The organism is Sphingomonas sp. PAMC 26617 (genome assembly GCF_000242835.1).
Taxonomy (GTDB): domain Bacteria; phylum Pseudomonadota; class Alphaproteobacteria; order Sphingomonadales; family Sphingomonadaceae; genus Sphingomonas.
On sequence record NZ_JH594425.1, the window covers coordinates 1,124,850 to 1,138,205 of the forward strand.

General features: G+C 68.8%; 10 protein-coding genes. 4 read left to right on the forward strand and 6 right to left on the reverse strand.

Translation table 11 applies throughout. From position 1 onward, the window contains the following. Positions 1-13: 13 nt before the first annotated feature. Complete coding sequence (locus RH91_RS04815) at positions 14-2,746, reverse strand: ATP-dependent DNA helicase (protein WP_037479184.1); 2,733 nt, start codon at positions 2,744-2,746, stop codon at positions 14-16. A 155-nt stretch (positions 2,747-2,901) separates the two neighbouring features. Here RH91_RS04815 and RH91_RS04820 point away from each other — a divergent pair, with 155 nt between their 5' ends. The 4 genes from RH91_RS04820 to RH91_RS04835 all read left to right on the forward strand — a co-directional run bounded on the left by RH91_RS04820 (position 2,902) and on the right by RH91_RS04835 (position 8,623). Beyond that, the gene (locus RH91_RS04820; protein WP_037478532.1) at positions 2,902-5,139 is read left to right on the forward strand and encodes a xanthine dehydrogenase family protein molybdopterin-binding subunit; all 2,238 of its coding nucleotides are present in this window, start codon (positions 2,902-2,904) and stop codon (positions 5,137-5,139) included. Then, the gene (gene hemH / locus RH91_RS04825) at positions 5,139-6,152 is read left to right on the forward strand and encodes a ferrochelatase (RefSeq protein ID WP_010161446.1); all 1,014 of its coding nucleotides are present in this window, start codon (positions 5,139-5,141) and stop codon (positions 6,150-6,152) included. The genes RH91_RS04820 and hemH overlap by 1 nt, the downstream gene beginning before the upstream one ends. A gap of 39 nt (positions 6,153-6,191) precedes the next feature. After that, positions 6,192-6,914 (forward strand): acetoacetyl-CoA reductase, encoded by a 723-nt coding sequence (gene phbB / locus RH91_RS04830; RefSeq protein ID WP_010161447.1) that lies wholly within the window; start codon positions 6,192-6,194, stop codon positions 6,912-6,914. Positions 6,915-7,006: 92 nt separating this feature from the next. Beyond that, positions 7,007-8,623, forward strand: a complete 1,617-nt coding sequence (locus RH91_RS04835; RefSeq protein WP_010161448.1) for a hypothetical protein — start codon at positions 7,007-7,009, stop codon at positions 8,621-8,623. 16 nt (positions 8,624-8,639) lie between these two features. Here the strand turns inward: RH91_RS04835 and RH91_RS04840 are convergent, their stop codons facing one another. From RH91_RS04840 to motA, 5 genes are read right to left on the reverse strand one after another with little or no spacing between them, the layout of a single operon-like run. After that, positions 8,640-9,776 carry a GNAT family N-acetyltransferase gene (locus RH91_RS04840; protein WP_010161449.1) on the reverse strand — a complete coding sequence of 379 codons (1,137 nt, stop codon included), beginning with the start codon at positions 9,774-9,776 and terminating at the stop codon, positions 8,640-8,642. A 9-nt stretch (positions 9,777-9,785) separates the two neighbouring features. After that, positions 9,786-11,165 (reverse strand): glycosyl transferase, encoded by a 1,380-nt coding sequence (locus RH91_RS04845; RefSeq protein ID WP_010161451.1) that lies wholly within the window; start codon positions 11,163-11,165, stop codon positions 9,786-9,788. After that, on the reverse strand, positions 11,165-12,070 hold the full coding sequence (locus tag RH91_RS04850; protein WP_010161452.1) for a flagellar motor protein MotB: 906 nt from the start codon (positions 12,068-12,070) through the stop codon (positions 11,165-11,167). The genes RH91_RS04845 and RH91_RS04850 overlap by 1 nt, the downstream gene beginning before the upstream one ends. Next, on the reverse strand, positions 12,070-12,423 hold the full coding sequence (locus RH91_RS22255) for a hypothetical protein (protein ID WP_157136860.1): 354 nt from the start codon (positions 12,421-12,423) through the stop codon (positions 12,070-12,072). Before RH91_RS22255 ends, RH91_RS04850 begins: the two co-directional genes overlap by 1 nt. Beyond that, the gene (motA, locus tag RH91_RS04855; RefSeq protein ID WP_010161453.1) at positions 12,423-13,286 is read right to left on the reverse strand and encodes a flagellar motor stator protein MotA; all 864 of its coding nucleotides are present in this window, start codon (positions 13,284-13,286) and stop codon (positions 12,423-12,425) included. Before motA ends, RH91_RS22255 begins: the two co-directional genes overlap by 1 nt. Positions 13,287-13,356 lie beyond the last annotated feature (70 nt).

Here is a 13,356-nt window from a genome sequence, read left to right on the forward strand (position 1 = left end):
CCTTCTCCGTCGTTCAGGCGGTTGCGCGAGCCCCATGCCCCGTTTGCACGAGGGATGGAAGCGCCGCCGCACGCGCGACCGCTTCATCGAGCGTTACGCGCGTGATCGTCACCCCCGGCGGGAAGGCGGTCAGCAGCCGCGACGGCATCGCGGAGGACAAGAGCACGAACATTCCGTGATCGTCGGCGCGGCGGATCAGCCGCCCGAACGCCTGCGCCATCCGCGCGCGGACGATCCGGTCGTCATACGCCTTGCCGCCGCCCTCGCCGGTCGCGGCCATCCGGCGCGCGGCGTGGAGCACGGTCGGCTTGGGCCATGGCACGCCTTCCAGCACGACGAGCCGCAGAGATCGTCCGGGCACGTCGACGCCGTCGCGCAAGGCATCGGTCCCGAGCAAAGACGCGGCCGGGTCATCCCGAAAGATATCGACCAGCGTGCCCGTGTCGATCGGGTCGACGTGCTGCGCGTAGAGCGGCAACCCCTCGCGCGCCAACCGGTCGGCGATCCGCGCATGGACCCCGCGCAACCGCCGGATTGCAGTGAACAGCCCGAGCATCCCGCCGCCGCTCGCCATCCCGAGCCGCGCATAGGCGTTGGCGAGCGCGCCCATGTCGCCGCGCTTGACGTCGGTGACGATCAGCACTTCCGCCTGCGACGCATAATCGAACGGGGAAAGCGCCGCGAACCGGCTCGCGCCGCGCAGGACATGGTTCGCGCCGGTGCGCGCCTCGGCGACGTCCCAGCCCTCGTCGCTGCTCGCATCCCCGCCGCGCAACGTCGCGGACGTCACCAGCACGCCATGCGCCTGCTTGAGCACCGTCTCGGCGAAGGGCCGGGTCGGGTCGAGCCAGTGGCGGTGGAGCCCGACGTCGTAATCGCGCCCCTCGACCCGGTCGACCGCCATCCAGTCGACGAAATCGGGGGAGGCCGGCCCGCCGATCCGCGTCAGCAGCGACAGCCAAGCGGCGACCGTATCCGCGCGCCAAGCGAGCGAGGCGACCGCGCCCTCGATTCGCGCGCGCGCCTGCCCGTCCATCCAGTCGGGCCCTTCCTCTAACACCGCCTCGAGCCGCCGCCCGAGCGCGACCAGCGGGCGCACCAGCGCATCGAGCGCTTCGGCGGCGGGTGCCGCCGCCTCGATCAACGCGGGGTCCGGCTCGGCAAGTTCGGTCTCGAGCCCATAGCCCGCATCGCCCTCGGCCTCGGCGCGCGCATAGGTCAGCCCGCGCACCGCCGCGAGCAGCGCCTCGACCGGCCCGAACGGCGCGCCTTCGCCCAGCCGTTGCAACCAACCGTCGCTCGCAAGCGCGTGCGCCGCGACGACCGCATCGGTGATCGCGCGCCCGCCCGCCTCGTCATAGCTCGCCACGTCGGACAGCCGCGCCGCGAGGCCCCGTCGCCGCCCGCGCCCGCCCGATTCGGGGCCTATCACCCAGCGGCGCAGCTCGATCGTCTCCGCGCCGGTCAGCGCGGTCGAGAACATCGCGTCGGCGGCGTCGAAGATGTGGTGGCCCTCGTCGAATACATAGCGAGTCGGCCGCGTCGTCGTCTCGCGCCCGCGCGCGGCGTTGACCATCACCAGCGCGTGGTTGGCGATCACCAGATCGGCATCGGCACTCGCGCGCGCAGCGCGTTCGATGAAGCATTTCCGGTAATGCGGGCAGCCGGCATAGACGCACTCGCCGCGCCGGTCGGTGAGCGCGGTCGATCCGTTGCGGCGGAACAACGTCGTCAGCCAGCCGGGCAGGTCGCCCCCGACCATGTCGCCATCCGCGGTATAGGCCGCCCAGCGCGCGACCAGATGCGCGAGGATCGCCGCGCGCCCGGCGAACCCGCCCTGCAGCGCATCCTCGAGGTTGAGCAGGCACAGGTAATTCTCTCGCCCCTTGCGGGTGACGACCTTGGCCTTGCGCACGGTCGCGTCGGGGAACAGCCGCGCGCTCTCCTGCCCCAATTGCCGCTGGAGCGCCTTGGTGAAGGTCGACACCCACACCGCGCCGCCCGCCTGCTCCGCCCACAGCGATGCGGGCGCGAGATAGCCGAGCGTCTTGCCGATCCCGGTCCCCGCTTCCGCCAGCACCATGTTGGGCGCGCCCTGCGTCATCCGCGGCGCGAACGCCTCGCGCGCGGCCTGGGCGTAGGCGCGCTGGCCCGGGCGCTGCTCGGCGGCGCTGCCGGTGAGCGTGGCGAGCCGCGTCTGCGTCTGGTCCGCATCGAGCGATACGGTGCGCGGGGCCGGGCGCGGCGCGCCCTCGGACCATTCGGGGAGCTTGGTGTAGAGCCAGCGTTCGGCGACCTTGGGCTTGGGGAGCCGGTCGACCAGCAGCGGTGCCCAGGTCCAGCGCAGCTTGAAAAGCGATTGCGCGGCGGTCCACGCGCCCTCGCGCTCGGGCCAGTCGTCGCCACCGATCATCCCGAGCAACGCATCGGTCGCGGCGCGCAGGAACGGCGCGATCTCGGCGTCGGTCTCGGGCGCGTCGAGCCCCGCGACGCGCGCTAGCCCGCGCGGAGTCGGCACCATGAAGCGCGCCGGGCACAGAAAGGCGTAAAGCTCTAGCAGATCGAGCCCCGACAGGTCGGCATAGCCCAGGCGCTGCCCGATCAGCGCGGCGTTGAGCAGAATGACGGGGGTGTCGGCGGCGATCCGGATCGCCTCGCCCCGCCCGATCGGGCGCGTACCGTTCGCGTCGGCGATCCAGATGCCGCTGTGGCTGGCATGCAGGGCAGGATAGGGAAGCGCGCTCACCGGACTGCTATCGCGCGCGCGGAACGGAATGGCAACGGTTTGCGCGGCATGCAGGGGTTTCAACCGTTCACGACGCGCCGTCAGCAAGGCAGAACCGCACCTAGCTGCGCGTCCGCCGCTTTCCCCCGCCGGATCCCCGCGATACAGCAGCCGCAATGCGCACGCGTCCGCCCTCATCGCCCCCGTCCGCCGGGATCACCCGTCGCGGCTTGTTGATCGGGGGCGGCGCGGGCGTCGGGCTGGTGCTCGCATGGGCGGTGTGGCCGCGAAAATATCTCCCCAACCTCACCGCCGATCCGGGCGAGACGATCTTCGGCGCGTGGATCAAGATCGGCACCGACGGGCATGTCACCGTCGCGGTCCCGCAGGCCGAGCACGGGCAGGGCGTCTACACCGCGCTCCCGCAGATCGTCGCGGACGAACTCGGCGCGGACTGGCGGACCATCGCGGTCGAGCCGGCACCGCTCAACCCGCTCTACGCCAACCCGCTCGGCACGACTGACCTGCTCGAGACCACCCCCGGCACGCTCGCAGCGCGCTGGCAGGGCAGGGCGATGCTGACCGCAGGATCGAGCTCGGTGCGCACTTTCGAGAACGACCTGCAACAGGCGGGCGCGGCGGCACGCGTCCTGCTGTGCAAGGTCGCCGCCGCGCGCTGGCAGGTCGACTGGCAGACGTGCGACACCAGCGCGGGGTTCGTCACGCACGGCAAGGACCGGCTGCGCTTCGCCGACCTTGCCGCGGAAGCCGCGCGCGGCACGCTCCCCGAAGCGCTGCCGATGCGAATCAACCAGGACGACAGCCGCCTCTCGGGGCAATCGCTTCCCCGGCTCGACGCACCCGCCAAGCTCGACGGCTCGGCCAATTTCGCGGGCGACGTCCGGCTCCCCGACATGGTCTTCGCAAGCATCCGCCAGGGGCCGGCAGGGGACTCGAAACTGCTCCGCGTCGATCGCGCGGCGGCGGACCGGATTCCGGGGGTGCTTCAGGTCGTCACCAACGATCGCTGGGTCGCCGCGATCGGCAACAGCTGGTGGGCGGCGAACCGCGCGCTCGATGCGCTCGCGCCGCGCTTCGGGACGCGCGGGCCGATCGTCACCAGCGCCTTGATCGACGCCGCGCTCCAGACCGCGCTCGCTGCGCCGGGCAAGCGGGTCGCGGCGTTCGGCGATGTCGATGCGGCGTTCAAGGACGCGCGGCTCGTGACGGCCGACTATCACGCCGGACTGTCCGCGCACGCCGCGCTCGAGACGATGACCGCGACCGCGCGGTTCGATGGCGGGCGGCTCGAACTCTGGCTCCCGACGCTCGCCCCCGGACTTGCGCGCGACGCCGCGGCGGCCGCGGCGGGGATCGCGGCGGACCGGGTCGTCGTCCATCCGATGCTGATCGGCGGATCGTTCGGTGCGAAGCTCGATCATACCTGCGCCGAACAGGCCGCGGTGCTCGCGGTGACGCTCAAGCGCCCGGTCCAGCTCACCTGGTCGCGAGTCGAGGACCTGCTCCACGATCGCTTCCGCCCGCCCGCGTCGGCGCGGATGGCGGCACGGCTCGGCCCCAACGGCCAGATTCTCGGCTGGCGCGCGCGCATCGCCGCGCCCGCGACCGGGCAGGAGATCGCCGCACGCCTGTTCGCGCACGATACCGGCGTGCGCACCACGCTTGCGCTGACGCCGGCGGGCGACCCCTATGCGGTCGCAGGTGCGCTGCCGCCGTATCGCATCGCGGCCTGTGCGATCGACCATCACCCCGCCGACATCGGCGTGCCGACCGGGCACTGGCGCTCGGGCGCGCACAGCTACACCGCGTTCTTCACCGAATGTTTCCTCGACGAACTCGCGCATCTCGCAGGGATCGAGGCGCTGTCGTTCCGGATCGGGTTGCTCGGCGGCAATCCACGGCTCGCGCGCTGCCTGTCGACCGCGGCGTCGCTCGGCGGGTGGGAAGGTGGGATCGCGGGGAGCGGGCAGGGGATCGCCTGCCACAGCTTCCGCGGTAGCCACATCGCGGTGCTGGTCGAGGCGCATGTCGGCGAGGGGAGCGCGGTCAGCGTCGACCGGATCGTCGCTGCGGTCGACTGCGGGCGGCAGATCAACCCCGATCTGGTGCGCCAGCAGATCGAGGGTGGATTGCTGTTCGGCATGGCCGCCGCGACGGGGGGATCGACCGGCTTTGCGCAGGGGTTGCCCCTGGCGCGCAGCCTCGGCGACCTCGACCTGCCGCGGCTTGCCGACACCCCCGACATCACGGTCGAGCTCATTTCGAGCGAGGCCGATCCGGGGGGCGTCAGCGAGCTCGCGGTGCCGCCGGTCGCGCCCGCGATTGCCAATGCGCTGCAAGCCGCTACGGGCTATCGTCTGCGCCGTCTTCCGCTCGTTCCGGGATCCAAGTGATGCAAGCTGTTCTGCCCGCCGGCCATCCGCCGGTGAAGCCACGCCGGATCGGTGTGTTGCTGACCAACCTCGGGACGCCCGACGGCTCCGACGTCCGCTCGGTCAAACGCTATCTCGGCGAATTCCTGTCGGACCGGCGCGTGGTCGAGATTTCGCCCTTGCTGTGGCAGCCGATCCTGCGCGGAATCATCCTCAACACCCGCCCCAAGAAGTCGGCGCATGCCTATTCGATGGTGTGGACCGAGGACGGCTCGCCGCTCGCCGCGATCACCAAGGCGCAGAACACCGCGCTGCAGGGCGCGTTCGGGCCGGACGTGATGGTCGACTGGGCGATGCGCTACGGCAAGCCCGCGATCAGCGAGCGGTTGCAGGCGATGAAGGACGCCGGCTGCGACCGCATCCTGATCGCGCCGCTCTACCCGCAATATTGCGCCGCGACGACCGCGACCGCGAACGACAGGGCGTTCGCCGCGCTGGCGAAGATGCGCTGGCAGCCGGCGCTGCGCACGCTCCCGCCCTATTTCGACGAGCCCGCTTATATCGAGGCACTCGCGCAATCGATCGAGGAAGGCGTCGCCGCGCTCGATTTCGAGCCCGATGCGCTGATCGCGAGTTTCCACGGCATGCCCAAGCGCACGCTCGAGCTCGGCGACCCCTATCATTGCCATTGCCAGAAGACCGGGCGGTTGCTCGGCGAACGGCTGGGCAAGACGCTGATCGTGTCGTTCCAGTCGCGCTTTGGCCCGGCGAAATGGCTCGAGCCTGCGACCGACCTGACGCTCGAGGCCTTGCCCGCACAGGGGATCAAGAAGGTCGCGATCTTCGCGCCGGGCTTCTCGGCGGATTGCCTCGAGACACTCGAGGAACTCGCGATCCGCGGGCGCGAGAGCTTCGAGGAAAAGGGCGGTACGCATTTCGCGTATATTCCGTGCCTTAATGACAGCGTTATCGGTATCAAAATGTTGCGCACTTTACTTGCACGCGAACTTGAAGGCTGGGCCAACCCCGCATAGCAAGGGCGTGGGACTGAAAGATCCACCAGGAGAGTATGCATGGCACGCGTCGCGATCGTAACCGGCGGCACCCGCGGTATCGGCGAGGCGATCAGCCTTGCGCTCAAGGACGCGGGCATGACCGTCGCCGCCAATTACGCGGGCAATGACGAGCGCGCGCGCGCCTTTACCGAACGCACCGGCATCGCCGCATTCAAATGGGACGTGTCGGATTATGACGCGTGCCAGGCGGGCTGCGCGGCGGTGGTCGAACAGCTCGGCCCCATCGATGTGCTCGTCAACAATGCGGGCATCACCCGCGACGGCACGATCATGAAACTCAGCTACCAGGCGTGGAAAGAGGTGATCGACACCAATCTCGGCGGCTGCTTCAACATGGCGAAGGGCGTGTTCCCGGGCATGCGCGACCGCAAATGGGGGCGGATCGTCAACATCGGGTCGATCAACGGGCAGGCCGGGCAATATGGCCAGGTCAATTACGCCGCCGCCAAGTCGGGCATCCACGGCTTCACCAAGGCGCTCGCGCAGGAAGGCGCGCGGGCGGGCGTGACGGTCAATGCGATCGCACCCGGCTATATCGACACCGACATGGTCGCCGCGGTCCCCGCCGACGTGCTCGAGAAGATCGTCGCCAAGATCCCGGTCGGCCGCCTCGGCCAGGCGAGCGAAATCGCGCGCGGGGTTGCGTTCCTGTGCTCGGAAGAAGGCGGGTTCGTCACCGGATCGACGCTGAGCATCAACGGCGGGCAGCACATGTATTGAGCACGCCCGCGCGCACGGTGCCGCAGGGCGACCGTCGCATCCGCGCACGACGCGGCTTGTCTCTACCCGAACGCGCACGGTAAGGGCCCCGAATGCAGGGGAATACCGCACCACTTCACTGGTGGCAGACACGCACGTTCGTCGCGTTGATGGCGCTGGTCGCGATCGTCCCGTTGCTGCGTCCCGAGATCGCGCCGCTGGTCGACCTGCCGGGCCATATGGGCCGGTATCGCGTCCAGCTCGAGATCGGCACGCATCCGTGGCTCGCCAACTGGTATAATTTCAGCTGGCAACTGATCGGCAATCTCGGGATCGACATTCTGGTCATCCCGCTATCGAAGCTGTTCGGGCTCGAACTCGCGGTCAAGCTGATCATCATGACGATCCCGCTGCTGATCGTGACCGGCTATCTCTGGATCGCGCGCGAGGTCCACGGGCGGATTCCGCCGACCGCGCTGTTCGCGTTGCCGATCGCCTATAGTTACCCGATCCATTTCGGCTTCGTGAACTTCGCGCTGTCGATGGCGATCGCGCTCAACCTCTATGCCCTGTGGCTGCGGCTTGCGCGGCTCGGGCATCTGCGGCTCCGCGCGGCGATCTTCATTCCGCTCTCCTGCGCCTTGTGGGTGTGCCACACCTTCGGCTGGGGCGTGCTCGGCGTGCTCGCCTTCTCGGGCGAACTGATCCGCCAGCACGACGTGCGCGGCCAGCGCGGCGTGAAGAGCTGGTTCAAGGCGATCTTCCATGCCGGCCTCGGCTGCCTCCCGCTCGCGCTGCCGCTGGTGATGATGGTCGTGTGGCGCAGCGGCGAGCATGTCGGCGGGCAGACCGCGGACTGGTTCGACTGGCGCGCCAAGATCCGCTGGCTGACGATGACGTTCCGCGACCGCTGGATCACCTTCGACATCGCGTCGATCGCGGTGGTGCTGCTGATCCTGTTCAAGGGAATCCGCGATCCGAACATTCAATATTCGCGCAACCTCCTGCTGTCCGCGCTTTTCCTCCTCATCGTCTACATCGTGTTGCCGCGCATCGTGTTCGGCTCGGCCTATGCCGACATGCGGCTCGCGCCGTTCATGCTCGGGATCGCGGTCATCGCGCTGCGCCCGAAGCCCGGCCTGTCGATCCGCGGGAGCGCGACCCTCGCCGCCCTGGGGCTCGCCTTCGTGCTGGCGCGAACCGGCGCGACGACCGTCAGCTTCTGGATGTTCGCGAACGATTACGACCGGGAGCTCAAGGCGCTCGACCGCGTGCCGGTGGGCGCGCGGCTCGTCACGTTCGTCGGAGAGGAATGCGGCAATCCGTGGGTGATGAGCCGGCTCGAACATCTCCCCGCGATCGCGCTCGAACGGCGGCTGGCCTATGCCAACGACCAATGGTCGATGGCGGGCGCGCAGCTCCTGACCACGCGCTACCTGCCTGCGCGCCGCTTCGCGCACGATCCCTCGCAGATCGTCACGAGCGTGCAATGCCCGCGCGAATGGTGGCGCCCGATCAACATGGCGATGGCGCGCTTCCCGCGCGACGCGTTCGATTACGTCTGGCTGATCCGCCCGCCCGCCTACGATCCGCGCTTCAACGAAGGGCTGGTGCCGATCTGGCGCGACGGGACGAGCGTGCTGTTCCGCGTCGACCACGGCGCACCGGGGATCAAGGTCAGCGACGAATCGCTCCGGCTCCGCTCGCGGCCGATGCCCTCCCCGTTCTGAGCCTTTCCGTTCTGGCTCAGCCGCGGCGGAACGGGGTCAGTTCGCCGAGATATTCCTGGTCCGCCTCGACCGACGCGCGTTCGCGCGCGAGGAAATCCGAAATCGCGCGGCGGAAGTTGCGATCCGGGATGTAGTGCGCGGACCAAGTGGGCACGGGGACATAGCCGCGCGCAAGCTTGTGTTCGCCCTGCGCGCCCGCCTCGACCGTCCGGAGTCCGCGCGCGATCGCGGCGTCGATCGCCTGGTAATAGCAGAGTTCGAAATGGAGGAACGGGACCTCCTCGGTACACCCCCAATAGCGACCGTACAGCGTCTCTTCCCCGATCAGGTTGAGCGCACCCGCGATCGGGCAGCCATCGCGCTCGGCGAAGATCAGCAGCACCTTGTCCGCCATCGTCTGTCCGAGCAGCGTGAAGAAGCGCCGGGTCAGATACGGCTGCCCCCATTTGCGCGCGCCCGTATCCTGGTAGAAACGCCAGAACGCGTCCCAGTCGGCTTCGGAAATATCCGCACCGGTGACGTGGCGGATCGTCAGGCCCTCGACCGCGGCGGCGCGTTCCTTGCGGATCGCCTTGCGCTTGCGGCTGGCGAGCGCGTCGAGGAAATCGTCGAACCGGGCGTAGCCGTCATTCTGCCAGTGGAATTGCGTCCCCTCGCGCAGCAGCCAGCCCGCCGCCTCGAACGCGGGGAGCTGGTCGGGCGTAACGAACGTCGCATGCGCGGAAGACAATTCGTGCTGGTCGGTGACCGCCTCGATCGCCGCGATCAGCGCGGGCGCCTGCGCCGGATCGCGCAGCAGCAGCCGCGGGCCGGGAACGGGCGAGAAGGGGACGGCGACTTGCAGCTTGGGGTAATAGCTCCCCCCGGCGCGCTCCCACGCGTCCGCCCAGGCGTGGTCGAAGACATATTCGCCCTGGCTGTGGCTCTTGGCATAAGCGGGCGCGATCGCAGCGGGCTTGCCGTCCGGCCCGTCGACGATGATCGGGATCGGCTGCCACCCGGCGCGCGCGGTCGCGCTGCCCGAGGCTTCGAGGATCGACAGGAAGGCATGGCCGACGAACGGGTTCGCGCTGCCCGCGCAGGCATCCCAATCGGCCGCGGGAATGGCGGCGATGCCGTCGGCGATGCGGGCGGTGACGGCGTTGGTGCTCACACCCCCAAGCTAGGGGTTCGCGCGTCGGTTTCCAACCGGTTGCACGCCGATCCCCCAGCATAAGCCGATCAGCAGGAACGGCGTTGCGAATTCGCGGTGCCGTTCGCCGAATTCGAACCAGACGCCGAACAGCATCCATTGCAGCGAACAGGCGGCGATCAGCAGCAGCAGCGGAAGCGGAATCCGGCTGTTCCGCAACGCGGTACCCGCCAGCATCGCGATGTGCGCCAGTTGTGCGACCGGCCATAGCAGTGCGGCAAGCGCGACGGGCAGCGCAGGCTGCATCGCCGTCAGTCGCGCGACGCCGAACACGCCGATCCCGCCGGCGCGCGCCAGCTTGGTGGCGGTCAGGCGCAGGAAGGCGGTCGGGTGGGTCTCGATCCAGGCGAGCGCGACCGCCTTGATCCGCGCATTATAGACGAGTTCGGGGAGGCCCTTGAGCGCGGGCGGTGGGGGTTCCCAATTGCCGGTCGCGGCCGGGTTGTTGCCGATCCACAGGCTCGCCCCGCTCGCGCTGGTCAGCGGGACGAAGGCGTGGAACACCGCCCAGTTGCGCACCCACCACGGCAGCAGCACCCCCGTCGCGACGATCGCGCCACGCAGCCCGAACAGCAGGATCCGCCAGCGCGGCATGCGTCCGAGCAGGACGATCCCGAACAGCGCGGCCAGCGGGGCCTCCCCGGGCTGTGTCAACGCGAGCAATCCGGCGGGCAGTCCGAGCGCGACCGCCCCGCGCCAGCCGGGGCGCGGGGTCAGCCACGCCAGCGCGACCAGCACGACGAGCAGCGCGCACAGCGATTCCTTCTGCGCCAGCGGGGCGGAGAACAGCACCGACGGCCAGATCAGATACAGCCACGCCGCGCGCCGCCCCGCGGTCGGATCCCCCAGCCGTCCCCCGAGCCGCGCGATCAGCCACGCCGTCGCCAGATCGGTCAGTGTCCCCAAGGCGAGCAGGGACGGTGTCGAGACCCCCGCCAGCGCGCCCCATCCCGCGAGCAGCAACGGATAGACCGGGGGAAACAGGGCATGCCAGTCAGACCCGAAATAGGGTTCGTAGAACACGAGCCCCCGCCCCGCACGCAGCGTCTGCGCCAGGACGAGATAGGCATGCGGATCGCCCGGGGAGACACGGCCTGCGCCGATCCAGGCGACACTCGCGCGCAGCGCCAGCACCAGCGCGAACAGCAGCGCGGTTCCGGCGGAGGTCGGGGCCTCGCGCAACCGCGCGATTCCGAACGCCGCGACCGCAATCCACACCGCGACCGCCGCGACACTCCCCCAGCCCAACCCCCAGCGCGCGGCCAGATCGGGCAGCGCCGACAGGCCGTACATCGCAAGCACCGTGAAGAGCGCGGCCGTCGCAAGCCGCAGCGCGCGCGGCGCGGGCATCACTCGCCGAACGAGGTGGCGCGGTACAGCAGCGTGATCGCGACGCGGCGGTTGCGCGGATCGGACGGATTGTCCCGGATGATCGGTTCGCGATCGGCGACGCCCTCGATTCGGTTGAAGCGGTTCTCGGGCGTGCCGCCCGCCGCGAGGCGTCGCCGGGTCGCCTCGGCGCGCGCGCTCGACAGCATCCAGTTGTTCATCGCGAGCGGATCGCCATACCCCAGGCTATCGGTATGCCCGCGGATCATGATCGGGTTGGCGGTGCCCTTGATCGACTGCGCGATCAGCCCGAGCAGCGCGGAGGCGCGCGGTTCGAGCTGGGTCGTTCCGAGATCGAACATCGAATAATCGGCATCGTCGAGCAGATCGATCCGCAACCCGCTCTGCGTCCGGACGAAGCGGACGTGCGACGACAGCTTCACGAGCTGCGGGTTGGACGCCATCGCGCTCAGCACCTGGCGACGCATCTTCTCGAAATTCTTGCGATCCTCGGCGGACAGCGCGGCACGGTCCTTGAGCGTGCCCTTCTGGCCCGAGCCGACCTGCATCCCGCCAGTCGCATCGATCGGCACGGTCATCGCCCGAGTCCCGGTCTGCGACGCCTTGTGCTGGTAATTGTCCTTGTCGGTGATCGACGAGCCGCCGAACAGCCCCATCGAGCCCGCGCTGTTCTGCTTGAGCTGGACGAGCGTGGGCGAGAAATAATCGGCGAGCGCCTTGCGCTGCTTCTCGTTGGTCGCGCCGAGCAGCCACATCAGCAGGAAGAACGCCATCATCGCGGTCACGAAATCGGCATAAGCGACCTTCCACGCGCCGCCGTGATGGCCGCCATGCCCTTCGATATAGATCTTTTTGTAGATGATCTTGGGCGGCTGGTTGGTGCCATGCGGCGCGCGCGCGGCCATTAGCGGCGGTTCCCGAGCACGACCGGATCACACAGCATCGCCACCGCGCGAAGCGCAGCAAGAGCGGCCGCATAGCCATTGCCGACGGGCGTTGCCCGGTCGAGCTTTGTGGCTTTGTGGCTTTGTGCGAGATCTTCTGTCGCGAGGAAGGATTGATCACGCAAAGGCGCAAAGGCGCAAAGAGAAGGAATCTCTTCGCGACTCGCGTTGCGGCTCACGACTGGGCGCAGGATCGATGCAGGCCGCTTCGCGGCTTTGCGGCTTTGCGTGAGATCCCCTTCTTCAGCCGAAGCAGAAGCAAGGAATGCCTCAGGGACCGGACGCTTCGCGGGGGAGTGGTGCAACCCGCGCATCACCGCGCCCGCAGGCCGTCGAAGACTTCGGCGAAGCCCGGCTGGTTCGAATGCGCGATGCCCGAGCGCGCCGCCTCGATCACCAGCGGCTGCGGGTGGCCGTGGAGCGAGGCGATGATGATCTGCTTGACCACGTGATAGATCGCGCCGTCCGCCTCGATCACCTGCTTCAGCCGGTTGGCGAGCGGGGCGACGATGCCGTACGCGAGCAACACGCCCATGAACGTGCCGACCAGCGCCGACCCGATCATCGCGCCGAGGATCGCGGGCGGCTTGTCGATCGAGCCCATCGTCTTGACCACGCCCAGCACCGCCGCGACGATGCCGAGCGCGGGCAGCGCGTCGGCGAGGCTGTTGATCGTGCCGTGCGGGCCCTCGACCTCGTGGTGGTGGGTCTTGATCATGTTGTCCATCACGTCCTCGACCGCATGGACGTCGAGCGTGCCCGAGGAGACGACGACCAGCCGCAACGTGTCCGCGATCAGGTTGATCAGCGTGTGGTCCGCCAGCAGCCGCGGATATTCCGCGAAGACCGCGGAGGACTTGGGATCCTCGACATGCGGTTCGAGCGCGATCGGGCCTTCGGTACGGAGCATTTTCATCAGCTTCGAGACCAGGAAGATGACGTCGAGATAATCCTGCTTCTTGTATTTCGGGCCCTTGAAGACCTTCAGGAAGCCGCCGCCGAGCGCCTTCAGTTCCTTCATCGAATTGCCGATGATCAGCGCGCCGACCGCGGCGCCGCCGATGATGAGCATTTCGTGCGGAATCGCTTCCATCACCGGGCCGAGCGCGCCGCCGGTGATGGCAAAGCCCCCGAAGATCATCACGAGCAGGACGACTAGGCCGATTGCGGGAAACATGAGGGGCGGTACGCCTTTGTAAACGCTGCAATAAATTGTGCTGTACGACACTCGCGACGCACGTTTGCCG